Annotated in this window: 17 protein-coding genes, 2 tRNA genes and 2 rRNA genes; 8 read left to right on the top strand and 13 right to left on the bottom strand. The window is 45.7% G+C overall.

Features of this window, described 5'->3' with window-relative positions; genetic code table 11:
- Window positions 1-16: 16 nt before the first annotated feature.
- The 4 genes from M5E81_RS03740 to M5E81_RS03725 form a co-directional block, all read right to left on the bottom strand.
- Window positions 17-2,922 (bottom strand): 23S ribosomal RNA (locus tag M5E81_RS03740).
- Between the two features lie 142 nt (window positions 2,923-3,064).
- Window positions 3,065-3,141 (bottom strand) — tRNA-Ile (locus tag M5E81_RS03735).
- A gap of 6 nt (window positions 3,142-3,147) precedes the next feature.
- Window positions 3,148-3,223, bottom strand: a tRNA-Ala gene (locus M5E81_RS03730).
- Between the two features lie 101 nt (window positions 3,224-3,324).
- Window positions 3,325-4,982, bottom strand: a 16S ribosomal RNA gene (locus M5E81_RS03725).
- The 16S and 23S rRNA genes sit together here with 2 tRNA genes alongside, the layout of an rRNA operon.
- A gap of 624 nt (window positions 4,983-5,606) precedes the next feature.
- Between M5E81_RS03725 and M5E81_RS03720 the strand changes: the two genes are divergently transcribed.
- Both M5E81_RS03720 and M5E81_RS03715 read left to right on the top strand, forming a co-directional pair.
- Window positions 5,607-7,658: a transglycosylase domain-containing protein gene (locus M5E81_RS03720; protein WP_249747900.1), complete on the top strand. Its 2,052-nt coding sequence runs from the start codon at window positions 5,607-5,609 to the stop codon at window positions 7,656-7,658.
- A 150-nt stretch (window positions 7,659-7,808) separates the two neighbouring features.
- The gene (locus M5E81_RS03715) at window positions 7,809-9,179 is read left to right on the top strand and encodes a pyruvate carboxylase subunit B (RefSeq protein WP_249747899.1); all 1,371 of its coding nucleotides are present in this window, start codon (window positions 7,809-7,811) and stop codon (window positions 9,177-9,179) included.
- 61 nt (window positions 9,180-9,240) lie between these two features.
- On the opposite strand, the gene M5E81_RS03710 is transcribed toward M5E81_RS03715, so the two are convergent.
- Window positions 9,241-10,593: a hemolysin family protein gene (locus M5E81_RS03710; RefSeq protein WP_249747898.1), complete on the bottom strand. Its 1,353-nt coding sequence runs from the start codon at window positions 10,591-10,593 to the stop codon at window positions 9,241-9,243.
- 410 nt (window positions 10,594-11,003) lie between these two features.
- On the opposite strand from M5E81_RS03710, the gene M5E81_RS03705 reads away from it, so the two are divergent.
- On the top strand, window positions 11,004-12,077 hold the full coding sequence (locus M5E81_RS03705) for an ISL3 family transposase (RefSeq protein WP_249747897.1): 1,074 nt from the start codon (window positions 11,004-11,006) through the stop codon (window positions 12,075-12,077).
- A gap of 242 nt (window positions 12,078-12,319) precedes the next feature.
- On the opposite strand, the gene ileS is transcribed toward M5E81_RS03705, so the two are convergent.
- The 4 genes from ileS to M5E81_RS03685 all read right to left on the bottom strand — a co-directional run bounded on the left by ileS (window position 12,320) and on the right by M5E81_RS03685 (window position 17,735).
- Window positions 12,320-15,109 carry an isoleucine--tRNA ligase gene (gene ileS / locus M5E81_RS03700; RefSeq protein WP_249747896.1) on the bottom strand — a complete coding sequence of 930 codons (2,790 nt, stop codon included), beginning with the start codon at window positions 15,107-15,109 and terminating at the stop codon, window positions 12,320-12,322.
- Window positions 15,110-15,837: 728 nt separating this feature from the next.
- Complete coding sequence (locus M5E81_RS03695) at window positions 15,838-16,368, bottom strand: hypothetical protein (RefSeq protein WP_009145829.1); 531 nt, start codon at window positions 16,366-16,368, stop codon at window positions 15,838-15,840.
- A gap of 20 nt (window positions 16,369-16,388) precedes the next feature.
- Complete coding sequence (locus M5E81_RS03690; RefSeq protein ID WP_009145828.1) at window positions 16,389-17,249, bottom strand: zinc-ribbon domain-containing protein; 861 nt, start codon at window positions 17,247-17,249, stop codon at window positions 16,389-16,391.
- Between the two features lie 180 nt (window positions 17,250-17,429).
- Complete coding sequence (locus tag M5E81_RS03685) at window positions 17,430-17,735, bottom strand: helix-turn-helix transcriptional regulator (protein WP_210684105.1); 306 nt, start codon at window positions 17,733-17,735, stop codon at window positions 17,430-17,432.
- A 134-nt stretch (window positions 17,736-17,869) separates the two neighbouring features.
- On the opposite strand from M5E81_RS03685, the gene M5E81_RS03680 reads away from it, so the two are divergent.
- Window positions 17,870-18,589: an RNA polymerase sigma factor gene (locus M5E81_RS03680; RefSeq protein ID WP_249747895.1), complete on the top strand. Its 720-nt coding sequence runs from the start codon at window positions 17,870-17,872 to the stop codon at window positions 18,587-18,589.
- Window positions 18,590-18,804: 215 nt separating this feature from the next.
- On the opposite strand, the gene M5E81_RS03675 is transcribed toward M5E81_RS03680, so the two are convergent.
- From M5E81_RS03675 to M5E81_RS03665, 3 genes are all read right to left on the bottom strand, one after another.
- The gene (locus M5E81_RS03675) at window positions 18,805-19,773 is read right to left on the bottom strand and encodes an IS3 family transposase (RefSeq protein WP_050787068.1); all 969 of its coding nucleotides are present in this window, start codon (window positions 19,771-19,773) and stop codon (window positions 18,805-18,807) included.
- Complete coding sequence (locus tag M5E81_RS03670; RefSeq protein WP_009144403.1) at window positions 19,749-20,162, bottom strand: HTH domain-containing protein; 414 nt, start codon at window positions 20,160-20,162, stop codon at window positions 19,749-19,751. Before M5E81_RS03670 ends, M5E81_RS03675 begins: the two co-directional genes overlap by 25 nt.
- 633 nt (window positions 20,163-20,795) lie before the next feature.
- Window positions 20,796-21,836 (bottom strand): IS30 family transposase, encoded by a 1,041-nt coding sequence (locus M5E81_RS03665; RefSeq protein WP_249746999.1) that lies wholly within the window; start codon window positions 21,834-21,836, stop codon window positions 20,796-20,798.
- 280 nt (window positions 21,837-22,116) lie between these two features.
- Here M5E81_RS03665 and M5E81_RS03660 point away from each other — a divergent pair, with 280 nt between their 5' ends.
- The 4 genes from M5E81_RS03660 to M5E81_RS03645 all read left to right on the top strand — a co-directional run bounded on the left by M5E81_RS03660 (window position 22,117) and on the right by M5E81_RS03645 (window position 23,851).
- A complete protein-coding gene (locus tag M5E81_RS03660) occupies window positions 22,117-22,734 on the top strand; it encodes a peptidoglycan recognition protein family protein (RefSeq protein ID WP_249747894.1) in 618 nt (205 codons plus the stop codon).
- 236 nt (window positions 22,735-22,970) lie between these two features.
- A complete protein-coding gene (locus M5E81_RS03655) occupies window positions 22,971-23,198 on the top strand; it encodes a DUF1659 domain-containing protein (protein WP_210684102.1) in 228 nt (75 codons plus the stop codon).
- Window positions 23,199-23,439: 241 nt separating this feature from the next.
- Window positions 23,440-23,652, top strand: a complete 213-nt coding sequence (locus M5E81_RS03650; protein ID WP_249747893.1) for a DUF2922 domain-containing protein — start codon at window positions 23,440-23,442, stop codon at window positions 23,650-23,652.
- Between the two features lie 22 nt (window positions 23,653-23,674).
- Entirely contained in the window at window positions 23,675-23,851 is a 177-nt protein-coding gene (locus tag M5E81_RS03645) for a YvrJ family protein (protein WP_210684100.1), read from the top strand.
- A gap of 102 nt (window positions 23,852-23,953) precedes the next feature.
- On the opposite strand, the gene M5E81_RS03640 is transcribed toward M5E81_RS03645, so the two are convergent.
- Window positions 23,954-25,339: an IS4 family transposase gene (locus M5E81_RS03640; RefSeq protein ID WP_249747014.1), complete on the bottom strand. Its 1,386-nt coding sequence runs from the start codon at window positions 25,337-25,339 to the stop codon at window positions 23,954-23,956.
- Window positions 25,340-25,494 lie beyond the last annotated feature (155 nt).

The raw sequence follows: 25,494 nt of genomic DNA, 5'->3' as shown, positions 1-25,494 counted from the left end.
AATCGGGTCCTTGCTTCAAGTCAAGCCCTCGACATATTAGTATCGGTCCGCTGAATACATTACTGTACTTACACTCCCGACCTATCAACCTCGTCTTCTCCAAGGTGTCTTACTAGATTGCTCTATGAGAGATCTCATCTTAAGGCTGGTTTCACGCTTAGATGCTTTCAGCGTTTATCCTTTCCGAACGTAGCTACCCAACTATACCTCTGGCGAGATAATTGGTACACCATTGGTTCGTCCACTCCGGTCCTCTCGTACTAGGAGCAGCCCCCTTCAAATCTCTTGCGCCCGCGATGGATAGGGACCGAACTGTCTCACGACGTTCTGAACCCAGCTCACGTACCACTTTAATGGGCGAACAGCCCAACCCTTGGGACCGACTTCAGCCCCAGGATGTGATGAGCCGACATCGAGGTGCCAAACCTCCCCGTCGATATGGACTCTTGGGAGAGATTAGCCTGTTATCCCCAGGGTAGCTTTTATCCGTTGAGCGATGGCCCTTCCACTTGGATGCCACCGGATCACTAAGCCCTACTTTCGTACCTGATTGCCGTGTTTGGCTCTCAGTCAAGCTCCCTTCTGCCTTTACACTCTTCGCGCGATTTCCGGCCGCGCTGAGGGAACCTTTGGGCGCCTCCGTTACTCTTTGGGAGGCGACCGCCCCAGTCAAACTGCCCGCCTGACACTGTCCCGAGTTTCGTTACTCCTACGGTTAGAATTCCGATACATCAAGGGTGGTATCCCAACGGCGGCTCCACGAAGACTAGCGTCCTCGCTTCCATGCCTCCCACCTATCCTGTACGTGATGTATCAGAACCCAATGTCAGGTTACAGTAAAGCTCCATGGGGTCTTTCTGTCCAGTCGCGGGTAACCTGCATCTTCACAGGTACTTCAATTTCACCGGGTCCCTCGTTGAGACAGTGCCCAAATCGTTACACCTTTCGTGCGGGTCGGAACTTACCCGACAAGGAATTTCGCTACCTTAGGACCGTTATAGTTACGGCCGCCGTTCACCGGGGCTTCGGTCGAATGCTTTGGATTGCTCCGGACATCCTTCCTTAACCTTCCGGCACTGGGCAGGTGTCAGCACCTATACGTCAGATTTCTCTTTAGCAGGCACCTGTGTTTGTGGTAAACAGTCGCTTGGGCCTCTTCTCTGCGACCGCCTCATGCTCCGTCTGTTCAGACTTCACAACAGCGGCTACCCTTATCCCGAAGTTACGGGTACATTTTGCCGAGTTCCTTAACGAGGGTTCTCCCGCGCACCTTAGGATTCTCTCCCCGCATACCTGTGTCGGTTTACGGTACGGGCGGTAATTCTCTAACTAGAAGCTTTTCTCGACAGTGTGGGGTCAGCAGCTTCAGTTCCGTTTCCGGAACCTCCACATCACGCCTCAGACTCACAGGACGCGGATTTGCCTGCGTCCCATCCTACACGCTTGTACAGGAACAACCAATCTCCTGCCTGCCTGCCCTCCTGTGTCACTCCATCGCTCAAACAATCATTACCGGTACTGGAATATCTGCCAGTTGTCCATCTCCTACGCTCCATGCCTCGGATTAGGTCCCGACTTACCCTGGGACGACGATCGTTGCCCAGGAATCCTTATGCTTTCGGTGGAATGGATTCTCACCATTCTTTTCGCTACTCATACCAACATTCTCACTTCTGTGAAGTCCACCGTTCCTTACAGAACGACTTCAGCCCTCACAGAACGCTCCCCTACCCCACGACATATGTCGTAGCCACAGCTTCGGTTTCGTACTTTAGCCCCGGTAATCTTCGGCGCAGGGTCTCTCGACCAGTGAGCTATTACGCACTCTTTAAATGGTGGCTGCTTCTAAGCCAACATCCTGGTTGTTTTAGAGACCCCACATCCTTTTCCACTTAGTACGACATTGGGGACCTTAGCTGGTGGTCTGGGCTGTTTCCCTTTTGACCACGGATCTTATCACTCGTAGTCTGACTCCCAAGCTCTACAGTATAACCATTCGGAGTTTGACAGGGTTCGGTAACCTTTATGGCCCCTAGCCCGATCAGTGCTCTACCGCCTATACTTACTACTTGAGGCTAGCCCTAAAGCTATTTCGGGGAGAACCAGCTATCTCCGCGTTCGATTGGAATTTCACCTCTACCCACATCTCATCCTAAAGCTTTTCAACGCTCACAGGTTCGGTCCTCCACGCAATTTTACCTGCGCTTCAACCTGGACATGGGTAGATCACTGCGGTTTCGGGTCTACGTACACTAACTATCCGCCCTCTTAAGACTCGCTTTCGCTTCGGCTCCGTGTCTTCCACTTAACCTCGCTAGTGCACGTAACTCGTTGGTTCATTCTTCAATAGGCACGCCGTCGCTTTCGCTCCGACTGCTTGTAGACATACGGTTTCAGGTTCTCTTTCACTCCCCTCCCGGGGTTCTTTTCACCTTTCCCTCACGGTACTATGCGCTATCGGTCGCCATTCAGTGTTTAGGGTTGGAGGGTGGTCCCCCCGGCTTCCCACAAGATTCCTCGTGCCTCGTGGTACTCTGGATACTGCTCATCTCTCCGGTCTTTAACCTACGTGGCTTTTACACTGTATTGCCTACCTTTCCAGGTAGTTCGGATAGACCATTGAGACTAAATGCAGTCCTCAACCCCGGCGAGCCGTAGCTCACCGGTTTGCCCTCTGCCCTCTTCGCTCGCCGCTACTGTGGGCATCTCGTTTGATTTCTCTTCCTCCGGGTACTTAGATGTTTCAGTTCCCCGGGTTCCCTTCCTTTCGGATACCTGCCCATGACGGCAGGTGGGTTTCCCCATTCGGACATCTACGGATCAATACTTGCTTGCAGTTCCCCGTAGCTTTTCGCAGCTTACCGCGTCCTTCATCGGCTGATGGCGCCTAGGCATCCGCCGTATGCCCTTAGTAGCTTGACTTTTTCAGCTTACTAAGAACTTTGCGTTCCTAGATCTCGTTAACTCATTTTCTTTGCTTTCGCATTGATTAGAGGTGCCTTGTCATCTCATCAATAACAAGGACTTTTTATTCTTCTGTTTGAAGTTTTCAAGGTACAATATTTGGTGGGCCTAAGTGGACTTGAACCACTGACCTCACGCTTATCAGGCGTGCGCTCTAACCAGCTGAGCTATAGGCCCGAAAGTTGGTGGAGACGAGGAGAATCGAACTCCTGACCCCCTGCTTGCAAGGCAGGTGCTCTCCCAGCTGAGCTACGCCCCCAACTTTTAGAAGGATTTGAACCTTCAAAACTAAACATTAACCTAAGCGAATGTGCGTCGACTTGTCGTACGAACAAGTTTCCTTGCTCATGTACTCCATAGAAAGGAGGTGATCCAGCCGCACCTTCCGATACGGCTACCTTGTTACGACTTCACCCCAATCATCGGCCCCACCTTAGACGGCTGGCTCCTTACGGTTACCCCACCGGCTTCGGGTGTTACCAACTTTCGTGGTGTGACGGGCGGTGTGTACAAGGCCCGGGAACGTATTCACCGCAGTATGCTGACCTGCGATTACTAGCGATTCCGACTTCATGCAGGCGAGTTGCAGCCTGCAATCCGAACTGGGATCGGGTTTCTGGGGTTTGCTCTGCCTCACGGCTTCGCTTCCCTCTGTTGCCGACCATTGTAGTACGTGTGTAGCCCAAGACATAAGGGGCATGATGACTTGACGTCATCCCCGCCTTCCTCCAAGTTGTCCTTGGCAGTCTCCTATGAGTCCCCGGCATTACCCGCTGGTAACATAGGATAGGGGTTGCGCTCGTTGCGGGACTTAACCCAACATCTCACGACACGAGCTGACGACAGCCATGCACCACCTGTTTTCATGTCCCCGAAGGGAAAGCTCCATCTCTGGAGCGGTCATTCAATGTCAAGCCTTGGTAAGGTTCTTCGCGTTGCGTCGAATTAAACCACATACTCCACCGCTTGTGCGGGCCCCCGTCAATTCCTTTGAGTTTCATCCTTGCGGACGTACTCCCCAGGCGGGGTACTTATTGCGTTAACTCCGGCACAGAAGGGGTCGATACCTCCTACACCTAGTACCCATCGTTTACGGCCAGGACTACCGGGGTATCTAATCCCGTTCGCTACCCTGGCTTTCGCATCTCAGCGTCAGACACAGTCCAGAAAGGCGCCTTCGCCACTGGTGTTCCTCCCAATATCTACGCATTTCACCGCTACACTGGGAATTCCCCTTTCCTCTCCTGCACTCAAGTCTTCCAGTATCCAGAGCCATACGGGGTTGAGCCCCGCATTTTCACTCCAGACTTAAAAAACCGCCTACATGCTCTTTACGCCCAATAATTCCGGACAACGCTCGCCACCTACGTATTACCGCGGCTGCTGGCACGTAGTTAGCCGTGGCTTATTCGTTTACTACCGTCATTACAAGTCATTATTCACAACCTGCACATTCGTCATAAACAAAAGAGCTTTACGGAACGAATTCCTTCATCACTCACGCGGCATTGCTCCGTCAGGCTTTCGCCCATTGCGGAAGATTCCCCACTGCTGCCTCCCGTAGGAGTCTGGGCCGTGTCTCAGTCCCAATGTGGCCGTTCATCCTCTCAGACCGGCTACTGATCATCGCCTTGGTAGGCCGTTACCCCACCAACTAGCTAATCAGACGCAGGCCCATCCTCTAGCGATAGCTTATAAATAGAGGCCATCTTTCACAGCATCCTCATGCGAGATTGCTGTCACATTCGGTATTAGCACCCCTTTCGGGATGTTGTCCCCATCTAGAGGGCAGGTTGCCCACGCGTTACTCACCCGTTCGCCACTAAGAAAGTTCAACACCTAATACTTCAACCACCGTGTTAGTTCATGCTTTTAATGCGTAGTAAAAATTGCTTCGCAATTTTTACCGCTATACTTCAGCGGATGAAATACTTGGTGTTGAACTTTCTCCGTTCGACTTGCATGTGTTAGGCATGCCGCCAGCGTTCGTCCTGAGCCAGGATCAAACTCTCCAATAAAGTTTATTGAAGAACTAATCTAGCTCTTATTATTTAAAAAAGAAGTTATTTGACTTGGTCTTGCGTTTTCACGCTCGACCCGCACATTCGCTTTTTCTAGGTTCAATGTTCAGTTTTCAAGGTTCAGTGCCTAGCGATTTTGGCTTTTGTTTTGTTGCCGTATCGCGTCGACTTGTATATAATACCATGTGACCCGCATTATGTCAACACCTTTTTTGTTACTTTTTTAAGATTTTTTGTGAAACACTAGGATTCGTGGAAAAAGAAGCATGCTTGATTATAGCCTTTATCGGCATTAAAATTTCTTCAAAAAATCTCAAAAAAAGTAGGATTTTTAGCTGTTTTTTCCATAAAAAACGCTGAAAATCAGCAAATTTTTTCTTTGTTCCGCAGATTTTTTCTTAAATTATTGCTTGTTTTTCTTTCCGGCTTCATTATCCGAACGCTGCCGATTCATCACATATTCTTCCGGAGCATGCTTTTACATACTTTCCTTTAAAATAAATACGCTGAGTTTTCAATAATTCTATGACAAAGTTGTCTGAAAATGCTATAATAAGATGACTTCTATTTGCAGCCTTTGGTATTGGCTGCGCAGTCAATATAATGAAGAAGAGGTAGAAAATGTTTAAAGTACTAAAATTCATTGTCATCAGTGTTGTTTGCCTCATTATAATGGGAGCATCAGTGCTTTATGGCTTCTCCAGTCTTTTTGCACCTCCTAATATGGATGAAACACTGATTCCGGACGCTGCTTCACAGTTCTATGATATCAATGGTAACGCAATCTATACTACGCTTTCGGAAGAACGCAGAATACCTGTTACTATTGATAAGATTCCTAAGCATGTGCAGCGTGCCTTTATTGCTATTGAAGATAATCGCTTCTATGAACACGGCGGTATTGACTACCGCGGTACTGCACGTGCTCTGCTTTCTACATTAAGCGGTCACGAAGTACAGGGTGGCAGTACCATTACCCAGCAGCTGGCAAAGAATGCTTTCCTTACCCAGGAACGTTCCATCATCCGTAAAATTAAGGAAGCTTTTATCGCTAAGGAGCTTGAGCACAAATATACTAAGGATGAAATCCTCACTATGTATCTGAACCAGATTTACTTCGGTCAGGGTGCATACGGTATTGAAAGTGCTTCTATGTATTACTTCAATAAGCATGTTCAGAATCTGGATATCGCTGAAGCTGCTACTCTGGCAGCTATCCCCAAAAGCCCTAACTATTTTAATCCTTTCGAAAATCCGCAGGAAAGTAAAAAACGTCAGGAGCTTGTTATCGACCAGATGGTTAAATACGGTTTTATCTCTGCTGCCGACGGTAATGCTGCCAAAGCAGAAAAGCTTGTCTTCAGCACAACACATAAAACCAATTCCGATCCTCGCTCCTATTTCTTCGATATGATTACCCAAAAGGTTATCGAAGAGGTTGGTGCAGATGCTCTCTATAAGGGCGGTCTTAAGATTTACACCACTTTAGACCCGGATATGCAGAAAGCTGCAGAAAATGCCATGAAGCATCTGCCGGGCTATTATACAGACGGCAAGAAGCTGACTCAGCCGCAAATGGCTCTGGTTGCAGTTGACCCGCATAACGGTTACGTTAAAGCTATGATCGGCGGCCGCGGCCAGGATAAATTCAACCGTGCTACTCTTGCAGTACGTCAGCCCGGTTCTGCCTTCAAGCCTTTTGTCTACCTGACTGCAATGCAGAACGGTTATTCTCCGGCCAGCGTTATTGAAGATAAGGAAGAAGAATTCTCTCCCGGCTGGAAGCCGCAGAACTCCGACAGAGCATGGCATGGTAAGGTAAGCCTGCGTACTGCTCTGGCACGTTCTATTAACGTGCCTACCGTTAAGCTAGCCCAAGAGGTTGGCGTAAGCAAAATTATCAGCAATGCCGAGAAAATGGGTATTACTACTCTGGTTGATTCCGGTGCTTACAGCGATGCAAACCTTGCTATGGCACTCGGCGGTCTCAGCAAGGGCGTTAATCCCCTGGAAATGGCTGCAGCCTACGGCGTTCTGGCAAGCAACGGTATGTATTGCAAGCCTATTGCTCTGCTAAAAATTGTTGACCGCGAGGGCAAGGTTCTGTACGAAGCTAAGCCTGAAGCCAAACGTGTTATTGATGCCGAAGCCGCTTACCTGACTACTAATATGCTGCAGGATGTTCTTATCAGCGGCACTGCAGGCGGCATGGGAATCGGCCGTCCGGCAGCAGGTAAAACCGGTACTACCGATACCTACATCGATGCCTGGTTTGTTGGTTACACTCCCGACCTCAGTACTGCTGTATGGGTTGGCGATGACAACAATAAATCCATGAACCGCATGTACGGCAGCGGCGCTCCGCTTTCTATCTGGCATGATTTCATGGTCAACGCTCTGGCCTCCACTCCGCGCACCGGCTTCAGCAATCCTGGCGTAGCAGTTCCGCCGGAACCTGAAATCAAGCAGGATGACAAGGACAAAGATAAAGACAAGGATAAAGATAAGGACAAAGACAAACAGGCTCCCGCTACGGTAACAACCGAAGGCAATGCCAACCAGGCACCTGTAGTAAGCAGCCAGCCAACTAAAAAGAAACGCAGCATGAAGGACCGCGTTAACGAAATCATGGGCAAGCCTGTTGTCAGCAACCAGCCTACTCCTCGTAACTAATTCACTTTTATGGTGGTCACCAAGTGTGCCCACCATTTTTTATTTTCAGACTTCCGTATATTGTATACATGAATACAGATTTATGCTATAATAATTACAGCTATAAATCAGCTTTAATTAACTAACTATACTAATAAAAGGAGTACTGCCATGGAGAAGAAACCCGTAAAAATAGTTGAAACCGTCCTGCGTGACGGCCACCAGTCTCTTGCTGCCACCAGAATGCGCATCAGCGACATGCTGCCGGCTCTGGAACAGCTGGATAATGCCGGCTACTATGCTTTAGAGGCTTGGGGCGGCGCCACCTTTGACTCCTGCCTGCGCTTCCTTAACGAGGATCCCTGGCAACGTCTGCGCACGCTTAAAAAGCATCTGCGCAAAACCCCGATTCAAATGCTGCTGCGCGGTCAGAACATTTTGGGCTATAACCATTATGCCGATGATGTTGTACGCGAATTTGTAAACCGCTCTGTTGACAACGGCGTATCTATTATCCGTATTTTCGATGCTCTTAACGATACCCGCAACCTGGAATGCGCAATGCGTGCCGCTAAAGAAGCAGGCGCACACGTTCAGGGCTGTATTGTATATACCATCAGTCCCTACCATCAGGACAAGGACTTTGTTCAATTAGGTAAGGAACTGGCGCAGATGGGCGCAGATTCCATCTGCATTAAGGATATGGCAGGCCTGCTGCGTCCCTACGCTGCCGAAAGCCTTATCCGCAGACTGAAGGCGGAGCTTGACCTGCCTATCGACCTGCACACACACTTCACCAGCGGTATGGGCGATATGACCTACCTGAAGGCTGTTGAAGCCGGTGCGGACATGATTGATACCGCACTTTCTCCGTTCTCCGAATCTACTAGCCAGCCCTGCACCGAATCTCTGGTAGCAACGTTGGAGGGCACTCCCTACGATACAGGCCTCAAGCTTGCAGAGCTCAACAGCTTGGCAGATTATTTCAAGGATGTACGCAAGAACCTTATCCATGATTTCAACCTGAACGCCAACATCCCCATCGATCCCAAGGTGCTCACCTTCCAAATTCCGGGCGGTATGCTTTCCAACCTGCTGAACCAGATGAAGGAAATGGGCGTTGCCGACAAATATCCGCAGCTGCTTGAGGAAATGCCGCGCGTGCGTGCCGAGCTCGGTTATCCGCCGCTGGTTACTCCTACAAGCCAGATTGTAGGCTCTATGTCCGTATTGAACGTTGCACTTGGACGCTATAAGATGATTCCCCGCGAGGTTAAAGATTTAATCCTTGGCAAATACGGCCGTACTCCGGGACCGATTGACCCTGAGGTTAAACGCCTGGCCATCGGTGACGCACCGCAAATCGACCACCGTCCTGCCGACGATATTCCGCCGCAAATGAAAAAGCTGCGCGAAAAGCTGGCTGAGGAAGGCTTCCCCAACGCACCGATTGAAGACGTTTTAAGCTATGCCTCCTTCCCTGAGGTAACTCTTAACTTCCTGCGTCACAGCAACATCGGTATGAAATTCCACGATTTATAAGCACAACGCTAAAGAGCACGCTGAGAAATCAATCTCAGCGTGCTCTCTTTTTATGCAGATATTATTTTACATCCTCCAGGTGTTCTTCCTGAAGCTCCTCGTGAATCTTTTCCGGCTCATGCAAAAGCTGGATACCGACACGCACAATACGCATCTTGTCAATCTCCTCTACCGTAAAGGCTGCAGCAGGTGTCTGCACCTTCTGCCCCACCTTAGGCGGATAATCAAGCTGAGAGTAAACCCAGCCGCCGATAGTATCACAGTTTTCGGTATCTAAGGCCAGCTCAAAGGTATCGTTAACATCCTCCAGCAGCATTTTGCCATCGACAGAATAGGTTTTACTGCCCTTTTCTTCTACCTCCGGACGTTCCTCGTCAAACTCGTCCTGGATTTCGCCTACGATTTCCTCCAGAATATCCTCAACGGTAACCATACCTGCAGTACCGCCGTACTCGTCAACCAGAATTGCCAGCTGGCTGCGATGCTTCTGCAAAATGCGCAGCAGCTTGCTGATAGGCAGAGATTCCGGCACCAGCAGCACCTTACGCGCCAGACTGCGCAAATCAGGACGCTCGCCGGCATTTAAGCTGCGCAGCAAATCCTTGATATGCAAAAAGCCGATAATGTGGTCCTTGTCCTCATCACATATAGGATAACGTGTCATGCGCTCCTCCAGCGCCGTCTTGATGTTATCCTCCCAGGAATCCTCCAGATACAGGCAGATCATATCGGTACGCGGCACCATGATATCGCTGGCACGACGGTCGGAAAAGTCAAAGACATTGTCCAGATAAGTAAGCTCTGTTTTATCAATATAGCCATGCTTATGGCTTTCTTCCATCAGTATGCGGATTTCGTCCTCATTGTGTGCCTCTTCTGCTTCGCTTGCAGCCTCAACGCCCAATTTGTGCAGTACCCAGTTGGCAACGTGATTGAGGAACCATACTGCCGGATACATCAGCTTATCAAACAGAATCAGCGGAGCTGCCACAAACAGAACAATCTGCTCTGTCTTTTGAATAGACAATGATTTAGGCACCAGCTCGCCTAAAACAATATGCAAAGCAGTGATAACACCAAAGCCGACAACAAAGGCTATTGTATGCTCAACTTGCGGCGGCAGCTGCAGCAGATTAAATACAGGATGCATCAGCTTAGCCACTGTCGGTTCACCGATCCAGCCTAAGCCCAGCGAAGCAATAGTTATACCAAGCTGCGTAACCGAAAGATAGGCATCAAGATGCTCCGTTACCTGCTTAGCGCTTTCTGCCCTAGTATTGCCTTCTTTAATCAGCGCATCAAGACGCGAAGGACGCCCCTTGACAATAGAAAACTCCGAAGCAACGAAAAAGCCGTTCAGCGCCACCAAAAATAAAATCGCTATAACATTAAACAAACATATGAGATAGTCCAAAAATCTCTGTAATCCTGCAGATTGCAGAAAAACAGTTTCACCTCCGTAAAATATATAATATTAACAGTATTGTACCATACATAGGCGATAAAGCAAAATATTTTTTTGTAAAATTTGTAGCAAAAAAGCCGCCGTATCAGCAAAATTGGTTCTATAATAAGTGTTGGGGTATTGGCTTGAATTAAGTCAATACTTCCAACACTTATTTTTTAGGCAAAAAATAAAGCATAAAATGCTGGAATTGTAGTAAAATATCATCGACCAAAACAATACAATCTACAAAGGAGACCAGACACCTTATGCTTCATGACAATTATACACAATCCATTCCTTTTTTTAAAGGGGTAAACACAAAATACTTTGAGGAAGATTAATCAACAGGATCATATAAAGCCTTTATAGAGATGCCTGTGAAAGAACATCGTTGTCCTCACTGCGGTAATAGTACTACTTATATTAAGGATTACAGACTTCAAACGGTTAGAGATTTAGTTGTTTTAGGCAAGCCGTTAATTGTCACAATAAGAAAAAGACGTTATATTTGTAAAAACTGCAATACTACTTTTACTGAAGAAAATCCATATATAAAAAGATATTGCCATTTTCCAGACAGGCTTTATCTTGAATCAATCAAAGAAACTTTCTGCTTGCAGAGCTTTTCATCAATAGCTAAGAGATTTGGCGTATCTGTAACCAGTATAATAAGATGGTTCGACAATCTCAATTACCCTCATCCTAAGTTACCGGAATGCATAGCAATAGATGAATTAAGAGGTAATGCCGGTGGTGAAAAATTCCAGTGCAATATTGCAGATCCTGTAAAACATCGAGTAATAGATATTCTGCCGAGTCGCAATATGGAGAATCTTTGTAAACATTTCTTGGAATATCCATATAAAGAACGTGCTGCGGTCAAGAAGATAATTATGGACTTAAGTACTTTGTTCAGCTCTGTTGCCAAGTCCATGTTTCCAGAAGCCAAGATAGTAGCAGATAAGTTTCATGTTATCAGAGCAGTTATAAACAGCCTGGAAAACGTTAGAAAACGCATCCAGAAAGAATTTCATGCAACAAAAAGGAAATGGTTCAAGCGAAGTCTTTATCTTTTGCTTAAGCCGGAATACAAGCTGACAGATGAAGATAAAATAGAGTTAGCTCGGATGCTTAACTCATCCTACGATCTTGAAAAAGCATATGTTTTGAAAGAACGTTTTTATGAAGTGTTCAGGAAACAAACAAGAACTGAAGCAAAAAAAGAACTGGGAAAGTGGTTATTGTTGGCTGCGGATTTATCACTTCCTGAATTCAGGCATTGCATTACGACTTTTAGTAATTGGAAAACTGAAATCGCAAATATAATTGGCGAAAGAGTTTCTAATGGTTTTATTGAAGGCAGTAATAATAAAATAAAAGTATTGAAGCGAATCAGCTATGGTGTGCAGAATTTCGATAGGTTTTGTAACAGAATACTGTATCTGCAATAAAATATTGTGAAAATGCATTAGGATAACTATGTCTTATTTTAGAAAAATAAAACCAGCCTCCAATATAAATATACTAGAGGCTAGTTGAATTGCAAAAATAATTATGTGTTGTCTAGGTCTATGATGTTAAAGTCTTGAATACCCCAAAACTTGACAAAGAACCGCAAAATTCACATGATACGACGGCTTTAAGTATTTATTTTATGTCAGCTACAACTTTATGCAAAGACGATGCCTTATACTCAATCTTTAACTGCTTCAGCGCAGCGTTTGCACAGAGTCGGATGCTCAGCGTCCTGACCAACCTCGTCACTGTAAATCCAGCAACGCTCGCACTTGTGGCCTTCGGCAGCAGCAACGGTAACCTTCAGGTCCTCGCGGCCGGTTGCTTCGGCACCTTCGGCAGCGCCTTCAACAATAATAGCCTGAGAAACAATCAGCAGAGTTGCCAGGTCTTTTTCTACGGATTTCAGGATAGCAAGAGCTTCGCCTTCGGCATGCAGCTCAACCTTAGCGTCCAGGGAGTGACCGATTTGTTTGTTACGACGAGCCAGCTCCAGCACCTTGGTGATTTCGCTGCGAATTTCAATGAAGTTATCCCATTTAGTTTCCAGCTCTTCGTTGATGTATTCTTCCTTAACTTCCGGCCAGGGCAGCATTTGTACGGATTCCGGAGCATTAGCAGGTTTCTTCATGAACTGCCATACTTCTTCCATAGTGAAGCTCAGTACCGGGGACAGCATAACGATGAGGTCCATGAGGATTTCATGCATAGCGGTTTGTGCACTGCGACGCTCTTTGCTGTCAGCCTTGTAAGCATACAGGCGGTCTTTGAGGATATCCAGATAGAAGCTGGACATTTCAACGGTGCAGAAGTTGTGGATTGCATGATACAGTACATGGAAATCATAGCTTTCGTAAGCAGCGGTAACTTCCTTCTTCAGCAGCTGCAGATGCATCAGAGCCCATTGGTCAAGCTCCAGCATTTCGTTGAACGGAACTGCATCTGTTTCGTAGTTGAAATCGTTGGTGTTGCCCAGGATGTAACGGATGGTGTTACGGATTTTGCGGTATACCTCAGCCAGCTGCTTCAGGATTTTCGGGGAGATACGGATATCTGCCTTGTAATCGGAGGAAGCAGTCCACAGGCGGATGATATCAGCGCCGTATTGTTTGATTACGTCCTGCGGAACGATAACGTTACCTACGGATTTAGACATCTTGCGGCCATCGCCGTCAACTACATAACCATGAGTCAGTACGGATTCGTACGGAGCACGGCCTGCAACAGCAACGGAAGTCAGCAGAGAGGACTGGAACCAGCCACGATGCTGGTCACTGCCTTCGAGGTACATAGCAACCGGCCAGGACAGCTCCGGACGTTTTGCGGCAACAGCCATGTGAGAGGAACCGCTGTCGAACCATACGTCCATGATATCGCTTTCCTTATGGAAGTGCTTACCGCCGCATTTCGGGCAGACAGTGCCTTCCGGCAGCAGCTCTTCTGCAGTGTGAGCCCACCATGCATCACTGCCTTCTTTTTCGAACCAGTTGGCAACGGAATCGATGGTAGCTTCGTTGATCAGATGCTCGCCGCAGTTATCGCAGTAGAATACCGGGATAGGAACGCCCCATACACGCTGACGGCTGATGCACCAGTCGTGACGGTCGCTTACCATGTTGTGGATACGTTGTTGGCCCCAGGAAGGAATCCACTGTACATCGTCGATAGATTTCAGTGCTTCATCACGGAAGCCGTCGATAGAAGCGAACCATTGAGAGGTTGCGCGGAAAATAATCGGGTTTTTGCAGCGCCAGCAGTGTGCGTATTGGTGCTTAATGTTTTCTTTGCCCAGCAAGCAGTTCAGCTCAGCCAGATATTTCAGTACCGGGATATTAGCGTCGAATACAAACATGCCCTTGAAGCGTTCGCCGGCTTCTTCGGTCAGCTTGCCTTGGGAATCAACCGGGCAGAGAATCGGCAGCTTGTATTTCAGGCCGGTTTCAAAGTCGACATCGCCATGACCGGGAGCGGTATGTACGCAGCCGGTACCGGCTTCGGTAGTTACATAGTCAGCCATAACTACGAGAGAACGGCGGTTGTTGTATTCAGGGAACGGATGCACGCATTCAGCGAATTCCATATCTTTACCAAGAGTAGTGCCGAGGATATTGCTGAGGTCCTTATGGCAGACAGCGCCAACCTGAGCCAGCAGGTCCTTTGCCATGAAGAGAACTTCGCCTTCGCATTCAACCCAGGCATATTCCAGAGCAGGGTTCAGAGCAACAGCAACGTTGGCAGGCATGGTCCAAGGAGTGGTGGTCCAAATTACCATGTAAGCCTTTTTGCCTTTAGCAGCTTCCGGAGTTTGGCCGTTGTCTTTTACCAGCGGCATTTTTACGAAGATAGTAGGAGTTTTTTGCTCGCCATATTCGATTTCTGCTTCAGCCAGAGCGGTTTCGCAGTGCGGGCACCAGTAAACGGTCTTTTTGCCTTTATAGATATAGCCTTTGTTAGCCATAGTACCGAATACACGGATCTGCTCAGCTTCAAAGCTGTGATGCAGAGTGATGTACGGATTTTCCCAATCACCCAGAACGCCCAGACGTTTGAAGTCTTCGCGTTGAATATCAACCCATTGCAGAGCGAAGTCGTGGCATTTGCGGCGCAGAGTCAGCGGATCCAGCTCATTGCGGTTCAGGCCCAGCTCTTTGATAGCAGCGTGCTCAATCGGCATGCCGTGAGTATCCCAGCCGGGAACATACGGGGTATCGAAGCCGCGAGCATATTTGTATTTCATAATGATATCTTTTAAGATTTTGTTCAGGGCATGACCCATGTGGATTTTGCCGTTTGCATACGGAGGGCCGTCATGCAGAACAAATTTCTTGTGGCCTGCATGCAGAGCCTGCTTTTTGCCATAAATATCGTTTTCTTCCCAGAATTTCAGAAAATCAGGTTCGCGTTGCGGCAGACCTGCACGCATAGGGAACTCTGTTTCGGGCAGATTCAGTGTTTTACCATAGTCCATTACTAATAACCTCCAATTTTATTAAACAAAAAAATATAGCAATAATAAAAAAAGCTTCGTCCCTCAGATAAGGGACGAAGCTGTAGACTAACAACGATTAATACGCATGCGTATCATGCATCATTAACAAAACGTGTACTCCGTGGTACCACCCTCATGACGACAGCCTTTGCCGCACGCCACTCGTGTGCGCAATATCGGGCGCTCCCGTATGCAGCTACTCAGGTTCGCCGCATCCACTCCAAAGTGATTTTCACCTGCTTTACTTCGTCCGGGCTTGCACCATACCCCGGCTCGCTTAACCTGCGCCGCAAGCTACTGTCTTTTTCATCGCGTTAGCAAATATCAATAAACGCTAATATTATACATTAGACAATGTGATAAGTCAAGGAGTGACGAGCCTTGCACTGCCAAAATTTTATAATACACATCTTCAGACTTCTTACTGCTAAAGTCATATGTTAACAATCCAAATGAACGTCAGCAACACTACGATAAAAATTCCAAAGGACATTAAGTCCTGAAAACTGAAATATACCATAGACATCACCTCCATTCCTAAGAATTTCGGCAATGCCACCCTGCAACACGGTCGTCTTGCATAGTATTTTATCATACCGAATCTAAACATACAACGAACAAACTGTGAAGTTTGTGTTGTATGTTTTTTGTTTTTACAAAAATCTCCCCAGCCTTACGCGAGCGTAGAGCAGGGGAGCTGGAAAATTTTACTTATTTATTCTTTTTACAACAGTTCCATATATCTGCAAATAAAAAAATTGAACCCCATTAGTATCAAGATCTATATCCTGACGCATAGAAACGATAGCATCTCCTCCAAGCACTACTGCTCTTTTCTTTAATTCTTGTACAGCAACAAAAAATGCTTTTTCGAAATCATTCTGCCCGACAGAACGTTGTCCCCACAAACCGCCCCAGTCTATTCTTTCTTTATTTATTAAAGCACTATTTCTCATCTCTTCAATTTCCGCGCTATACTTATTTATGAGTTCACTTAACGTACTGCTAAACAATCCTTTATTAGAAACCTGAAAGAACACCGGACCAATAATTTCATAATCCTCTTTTAAGTCACCAGTTGTAACAATTATGGCATTTACTTTTTGCCGATACTCAGCTGCTCTTTGTTTAGCTTCAAGAGCTTTTTGCTTAGCCTCAGCTGCTTTTTGTTCGGCAGCTTCCTTTGCAGCCTTAGTTTTCATCGCTTCTTTTTTGTAATCAGTATCCCAAAACGGCATATATATTCCCCCTTGTAAAATTATTCATTAGGAGCATTCATAACATCAATCTGATAATCTCCAGGTTTGTCTGAATACTCATATACACTCACATAAACTCTCTTGCCATTTTTACCACGGCCAACCAAATAGAGAACATATTGTATATGCTTTCCATATGTATTAACTGAAGTTGAAGAGCTATCACTATACCATACATCTAGTCTTCCCTTGTCAAAACCAGCACTGAGCATAGGACCAAAATGTTCTTTATATTCTTCTAAAGTACACCCTAAATCCTTAGCATTTTCTCTTGCGGTTGCTTCTCTTTTAACTGCTTTTGCTTTAGCTTCTTGTTCAGCCTGCGCATCTGCTAATTTATGCTTAGCTAACATATCGTTATAAGAGCCAAGAACATTTCCATTTTCCACTAAATTAAACGACCCATTGCAATTTTCAGCTTTATGGGATACGTTTACTTTATCAATGGCTCCTTTATTATCAACAAATACAGTAGTATCCCCTTGCTCACCATCTTGATATAAAATTTTATAGCAATGTAATTTACCATTTTCATCAGTAAAGCTAATTTGATTATCAGCAGGAACTTTTAAGCCAATTTTAGCTAAAAACTCCCTATGCTCTTTTGGTATAGCAGTTGTGACTTTACTCGTAGGAGAAAATATCATTCCAACAATTGCTAAAGCAACAACTACTCCGACAATAATTTTCTTTTTTGAAGTTTTCGTTTCTTCAATTTCTACTTTTTTATTTATTGGTTCAGCACAATTTTTTATATCACCCTTAGAACCAGCTTCAGCCTCTTTTACTACTTTCGTTCCGCAATTTTCACAAAATTTAGCATCTGGTTTAAGATTCTCTCCACAAACTTTACAATACATAAACACACTCTCCTATCCTAATAAAATTTTAAGAATAGCTATAACGTTATTATATCATCTTGTCCCCCCCCCCGCAACCAAATATCCATTTGGTTGCGAATTAAAAAATAATAGTGCTCTGTCAAAAGCACTCAACCTAAATTATCAGTTTAACTTATGTTCTAACAAGCCACCTCTCTCTCAATCCTCCCCCTTCGTACTCCACTTCCTCTGCGTCACCCGCGTCAGCTCCTGCAGCAAATACTCCGGTCGCATCTCCAGCACAGCAGCAATTCTCAAAAAAGCAACAAAACTCAAAGACTGCCTGCCATTTTCAATCTTAGTCATCGTCCGTCGCGACACCCCGATCATCCTGGCAAACTCTTCCTGATTTATCCCTGATGCCGTTCTATGCGATCCTATAAGCACTCCCAGTTCAACCAGTTCTGGCAAATAATCCGAATCCACCAGCTCTTCAGAATACAAATTTCTAAGTCTTTTTCTCATACTGTCACCTCAAAATATTACTATTTTGCTAACAGATTATTACAAAAAGAACGGTGAAAACGTATATGTAGCATATCTGATACATATACGAATCTTTTAAATTTTCTGTGCTATAATAACCCCATCAAGACTTGATGCAGTACAGCACAGAATTCTGCCATACGCGGCATTGCGACCGCCACAGAAAGGAACTGGACAACATAACAACAAAAAACTGCCCTGAGCAGGAAAATACCGAACAGGTAATCTGCTGCGTGCCGGAAGGCACCGAACCGCAGGACTGCACGGAGGAAAAAACAACCTTCACTCTCACAGAATTTAAAGAGCTGGTGCACAGCGCCCAAAAGGGTGACCGCGAGGCTATCAATGTATTATGCACAGCCTTTAAGCCCTTAATCTACAAGGAGGCCTATCGCTACGAAGTGCGTGAAGCCTTGGGCGAGGATGCCGTCAATACTGCCTGGTTAATCTTTTTAGAGCAAATCAAGAAGTATGACGGACGCGACTTCGGGCATCTGCCCGGACTATTGCAATACTATATCCATTACGGACTGCTGCACAAGTTTACGCGCGGGAAATCTGTCAAGGATTGCTATTATCTGGACGCAGAGGAAGAAGGCGAAGAAACACAGATTGCTGACGAAAAGAATTATATTGACCAGTTGGTGCATAATCAGCTATTGTCCGAAGCAATGAAAAAACTTACAGATGCACAAAGAAATATTATCAAAACAGTTTTCTTTGAAGATAAAACTATGCAATCCTATTGTAAAAAATATGGAATAACTAAGCAATCAGGCTATGTTCACAAAGAACGTGCGCTAAAAAAAATAAAACAAGTCTTAGTAAGTTAAACACAAGCGTTCTGCTGCCAGTTCAGCAGAACGTTTTTGTATTTCTACGCTAGTATAAAAACAAGAGTGTCAAGTAAACGGGATTCAATATTTTCTTTTGTCAAGGATCAAGAAAATCTCCTTTTTCAAGTTAAACCGTACCCTTTGTCAAGGACATTTTTAAGAGAAAGAGAGAAGCAGCAGTTCCTGCCGGAACCGCTGCTTCTTAGTTTTTATTAAAATATCCTCAATGGGTAAAGGCCTGTTTTTACATACTCATAATACTCGTTTGGGGATAGCTTGGCTAACTTCCACTGGTACCTATCGTTATTGTAGTAATCCATCCACCTATCTATTTCAGCTCTTAAGGCCTCAAAGTCTTTGCATTTAGATATATGTATTTCGTCCTTCATGTGTCCATAAAAGCTCTCTTGTGGTGCGTTATCCCAACAATTTCCTCTTCTTGACATGGATTGCCTAAGATTAGCATCATGGACTAACTGCATAAATTTATAACTTGTATAGTGTGAACCCTGGTCGGAATGAATTATAGTTTCACTAGAGATTTCATTACCATGCTTTGCTAGTACCATATTAACAGTTTCCAACACAAAATCTATTGCCAGAGAATCACTCAGACAATATCCTAATACTTGCATTGTATAGGAGTCTAGAATTGTAGATAAATAACAGTATTTATCATTTAATGGTATGTAAGTTATATCTGTTAACAATACTTTTCTAGGTCCATGTTCTTTAAATTCCCGGTTCAAAAGATTAGGAGCAACCTTATTGGTTCTCAAAGCTCTTACCATTTGCCTGTATGGATTTGGCTTTCTAATTGGGCATCTCAAATTGTACTTTACCATTAGCCGCCTTATCTTTTTAAGATTCATCAGCACTGGCTTCTCCAAATGTAACAACCTCATATGGATGCCGCGAATGCCTTTGTCATAGCCCTTAAATTTATATGCCTCAAGAATTTTACTAAAATCTGCTCTATCCTTCTGTTCATGTTCATTACGGGAATCCATATTGCTTAACCAATTATAGTATCCAGATCTAGTAACATGAGCGAGTTTACATAAATGGGACACTTTCAATTGATTATCTGGCTTAGATACTAAATCATGAATCAATTGAAATTTTCTATTCGACAACCCAAGAGATATTTCACGTGCTAGTCTGATTTGTCCAAAGAGCACAGCTTTTTTAAGAAATCTACCTCCTGTCTAAGATATGAGAGTTCGTACTGCATAGATGCTATCGCTGCCTCGAATGGCAAATCGCTATAATTTTTATTCTTAGGTGGAGGCTTTACTTCACCACCAACTCCCTGAGTGAGAGGTTTTCCAGATTCCATTGCCTTCTTTAGCTTAAAAGTGAAGTTGTTTATTCTGTAAGCACCTAAAATATTAGGGTCATATCCTAACTCCTTAAAAATAGACACTGGTGAAAAACCTTGAAGGTAAAGTTTCCAAAATTTCTCCTTAAACTCTACCGTCAATAATAACATGTTATAAGTTACTCTGTAGGTGTATGGATTCTTACGTAACAGCTCCATTTCCTCTTCAGTAAAGCGCTTTACAGCCATTTTGAGCACCTCCGCCTTTTATCCATAGTATAACATACAGTTTGGGAAAAAGTCGCTCAAAAACGATTTAAGACCAAGGAAAAGAAAAAAGTGTCCATTTTTAGGGATTGACCAAAAGAAAGCTGTCCAATTCTAGTATTTTTCTTGAAAACTGTCCAAAGTAACTCTCTTTTCGTTCTCTCTTAGTGTCCAGATTTAAACAATAAGTTAAAGGGACACTTAAGTCATAAATGCAAATATAATTCATGTAGACTATGTTGCTTTAATGCCCATATCGCTTTCTATACTACCTACCAAACTGTCCATGACTATGGGTACATTATATATAGTACATTATAGTTCTACCGCAGTATAGGTAGAGCGCCTTTTGCCTACGCTCTACTTCGACCGTACTTTACGTCTATGCTTTAGGTAGTACTCTAAAGAACAAGGTTACTACTAGCTTACGCTAGTAGTTTTTATCACAGCCAAAAGAAATAAAGACAGAAAGAAAAAATTATAAAAAAGAAAGAGAGAAAAAAGAAAACTCAATGTATTAATGGCTAAAAAACAATCAAAAGTCAGACAAAGAAAAAAAATCTAAAAAATTTTTTAAATCTAAATTGCAATAAGAAGTTGCACACTTTTTGAAAATTAAGATGCATAGATCTTATCCAACTCAAAGTCAAACAGTTCATCTGGAGTTTTATATCCCAGAATCTTCCTTGGAAGTGAATTACACCAATCAGCGATAAACATAATATCTTCGTAGCTATAATTGTCCATCCTCTTTCCTTTTCGGATGAATCTTCTGAGCAAACCATTATGGCGCTCATTACTGCCTCTTTCCCAAGAACTGTAAGGATGTGCGAAGTATATTTTTATAGAAGTGTCATTCTCTATTTGCGAGAGTTCTGCAAACTCGCTTCCATTATCGCTAGTAATTGTCTTAAACACCTGACTGAATTTAGTACCATAGTATTCCTTTAGGTAAGCAATGCCTTCGTTAACAGCAAAGGATGTTTTACTAGTTATTTTCAGTGCGATATACTTGCGTGTTATACGTTCCACAAGAGTCAACACCACGTTGTCACTCTTGCTTTTACTTCCTATAACAGTATCTATTTCCCAATGACCGAATTCATTGCGTTCATCCACATTAGAATCCCTCTCGTCTATGCTGCGACCCATATGCTTCAGATTTTTCTTTATGCTGCGGGTTGTTCTACGTCTTCTTACCTTTAATGGAAGGTCAATGTTGCGCAATCTAAGCAGCATGGAATCTACATAGTTATAGAGAGTCTTTACGCACACAATTTCTTTGAGAGGAAATAGATGATTGTCTAGGGCATAGCCATGGCAGGCATCCAAAGACCAGTGTTCTTGCAATACTTTTCGAACAGTCCAAGTAACAAAATTACTTGTAAGAAATCTTTTAGACTTGCAAATACTGTTGCTATGGCTAGCAATATAGGCACGTTGAGCACGAGCAGCTCCATATCTACCGGTATGAGGATGAGCACCACGCTTGAGTTCATTCCTGATAGTATTTGGAGCACAGTTAAAATACTTTGCCAGCTGACGAAGAGAATACTGTTTAGAGCTGTCAGACAGAATTCCTTGTAATTCCCTGCGGTCTCCTAAAGAAAAGTGTTTACCTTTTTGATGATTTGTGATATCTTTGGTGTAGTCCATTGTGATTACTCCTTAGTTAGTTTTTGTGTAGCAACTTAATCTTAACACAAAGGTATCACAATGGACTATTTTTTATTCAATTTTTCAGGTGTGCAATTTCATTATACAATGAGCCAAAATTTTTTAAAAATATTTATTTTGTGTGTCTGACTTTTACCCTAAAAAAAGCCATTAGTATAGTGAGAGGCAAAAACAACACGCTCCCGCCTCTTGCCCAAAGCAGAATCCGGATATGCAAGTAAGCGCATGGGAGAAAAAATACAAAGGAGCTTTTTGATATATGCTTGTAACAAATCCCCGCAGAATTAATCATGAACAGCTGCGAATCTTGGCTAGAAATGCCAAAGGCGGTATCACTCACATCTATCTGCATTGGACGGCAGGAACCTACGAGCAGGTTTTTGATGATTACCACATCAACATTGGCGAGCAGGGCGAGCTTTACCTCACCTGCAACATGCTGCGCGAATATAAATCGCACACCTGGCGTCGCAACAGTCGCTCCATTGGCGTCACTCTCTGTTGCGCTAAGGATGCAATCCTCGCCTACAAATGCAATCCTGTGTTTGGCGCATATCCACCGACTGAACTTCAAGTGGAACAGATGGCGATAGTAGTCGCTATCCTGTGTCACGAGTTGGAACTGGAAATCAACAATGATACGGTAATGACTCATGCCGAAGCAGCCAGTCGCGACCAATATGGTCCCGGTCAAGGTGATCCCGATATGCGCTGGGATTTGTACATGCTCAAAGGCATGCCGGAAACGAGGGCCCTGCGCCCGGGAGGCGTGCTGCTGCGAAAAAAGGCTCTGGCGTATTTGCACGGTATGCTTAGGGACAAGCTGCTGCAGCCACATGAAGCGGAAGTGGAGCAGCCTGAGCTGCTGGCGGCGTGAGGGCAACGCCTAGCGCCGACAAAAAGCCTCTCCTTGGGGAGAGGTGGCATCGCGAAGCGATGACGGAGAGGGGTTTAATTGCTAAGCATAATGACAGCAGTCCCCTCTCAGTCGCCTACGGCGACAGCCGCCCCAGGGCGCCCTCTCTTGCCCTGCGGGCAATTCACCTTGTCCCCCCTAGGGGAGCCTATCTTCATACCATTCATTTTTTTCATCATCGAAAGGAGTTTTAATCTATGGCAGAAATCAATCAGGAAATTTTGAAACGCACTCTGGTAATCAACGTTGAGGATGGCACCGGTGCCGACGGCACTACCAAGTATAAGGCGAAAAACTTCAACGGCATCAAGACTGACGCTGCACTGGACAAGGTGTACGAGGCAGGCACTGCCCTCGGCGGTCTGATGGAGAAGCCTTATAAGGATATTGAGCTGACCGAGAAGAGTGAGCTGGCGGAGGCGTAAGCAGAACGCCAAAGTAAATAAGTAGGAGAGCCTCTCCTTGGGGAGAGGTGCCGAGCTTGTCGAGGCGGAGAGGGGTTCTGCCTAAAGCAACATTGCTTTCAGTCCCCTCTCAGTCACCCTATCGGGTGACACCCGCCCCAGGGCGCCCTCTCTTGCCCTGCGGGCAATTCACCTTGTCTCCCAAAGGAGAGGCTATCTTCTACCGAACTTTTATCATTATGACACAAAGGAGCAATCAAACATGGAAAAATCTTTACAACTCGTCTTTAAAAACGCTGCAGGCAGCACCAAAATCATCACCATCTCCAACCCCAAAGAAAACCTCACCAAATCCGAAACCGACGAAGCAATGCAAAAAATCGTCGCAGCCAACGTTTTCAACACCATCGGCGGTGACCTGGTACAAGCTGTTGAAGCTCGTGTTGTCAATCGTAACGTCCAAGTTCTGGCGTAAAAAGCACTAAGGAGTGATCCTCATGGAATTTGACAGACTTCTCTCCGCTGCAGCGGATTATGGTTTCCCCATGCTCGTCAGCTCGTATCTTCTGGTCCGTATGGAAGGCAGAATCGAAAAGCTGAGTGCCAATATCGACACCTTAACCCGTGTGCTGCAGGAAAGACTTGTGATGCAATTTCCATATGCACAGCAGTAAATAGTATATACAAGCAAAAATATACTAAGAACTCAAACTTCGCACACGGAAAACATCCCGTATGCCTTGATAAATCAGCTTGAACTGAATGTCGAAAGCCATTCACGCACACTTCTGTGCACGCAGACGACTCATCCAAAGAGCGGGCAGATCGTTCAGGAATCGTTCCAAGAGCGATTCGACCAGCAAGACTTCTGACGGATATTCTGCCCGAAGCTGCTCCGCAAACTCCTGCAACACGAGGCGAAGCGCTTCCATGTACTTCAAGTCCGGAAGCTCATCAAGCCCCAGATAGAAGAGCTCGCCGAGGCTTCGCCCATCCGTGTTCTCACGTTCCTCGACAGCCAGGAGCATATATCGTGTGCAGACGACGGCGACATGCGCCGTCATCGCATCGTAGGAGACGGAACGACAATCCTTGCCGAGCCGCAGGTAGGACTTGCACGCTTTGAAGAACACCTCGATGCCCCAGCGCTTCCCGTAGAGCTGGATGACTTCTTCCTCCGAAAGCGAGAGGTCTGTCGTGACGAGGACGAGATAATCCTTCCGCTTGTTGCGGTTCCGCACGAAGACCAATCGCACAGGCACGAGGGATTCTCCCTGTTTCGTCGCGACAGCATCGACGGACAGGAGGTAACGCGAGCGTCCGCGGCGTTTCTTGTGTTCCTTGTAGATGGCCTTGACGTTCGAGATCTTCCCTTCGCAGGGGTAGCGCACCTTCTTGCTCTTCTTTGCCATAGCGGTGACGTCATAGCCGAGGTCATGGATGGCTTTCAGCGACGACGGCGAGCAGAACCATGTGTCGAAGAGGACGTACTGCGCGGGGATTCCTGTCGCCTTGACCTCCTGCAACAAATTGAGGACGACGGCTGGCGCTTCCATCTGCGCGAGCTTGCGCTGCTTTCCGCCGTTGCTTCTTGCATCGACGGATGCGCTGGCCTCATTGAGCCGGTTCTTTTCCTTCGAGGTTGAAAGAAGGCAGAACGTGAGTGGCAGGAACGTGTTCCCGTCCGTCCAGCCGAGGACGAGCAAGCGGAAGCCCTTCGTATAGCGGCGGCTCACATGGTCGTAGACGTTCGCCAAGAGTTCCACGCGCTTGGAACGCGAGCGGCTGAAGAGCGAATCGTCGACGACGATGGCACAACGCCGGCCGGCATCCGTCAGCGGCTTGATGGTTTCGTTGATGATCCGCGCCGCAAGAAGCAGCGTGAACTTGCGCCAGTTCGTGTGGCAGGAGTTCAAGAAGCGGTAAGCCGTGTCCTTGCCGAACGGCAGCGAATCCTCGTGAAGTCGGCGCTGCATATAGAGCGAGCGGTTCTCGAAGATGATGCTTACGAGCACGAGGAAAACGAGAATGGAGGAAAATCCTTTGAGCTTGCAAGCGTTGGCCGCGCGCAGAATCTGGCCGACATGATAACGACGGAAGAACGCCGAAGTTTTCTTCGAGATGGATTCCATCTGCTGGGTGGTTTGTGATATACTTTTCATAGCATGAGCCTCCGGTGCTTGGTATGTTTTTGAGCCAACATAATTATACCAAACTGGCAAGACTCATGCTATTTTTCTGTTTACAAAGCCTGGACTTTCAAGGGGTGCAGGGGATTTTTACCTGCGAAGTTTGAGCTAAGAACTAATCATATGGC

The sequence above is a fragment of the Phascolarctobacterium succinatutens genome (assembly GCF_023497905.1).
Classification (GTDB): domain Bacteria; phylum Bacillota; class Negativicutes; order Acidaminococcales; family Acidaminococcaceae; genus Phascolarctobacterium_A; species Phascolarctobacterium_A succinatutens.
This window is presented reverse-complemented; position numbering and strand designations above follow the sequence as displayed.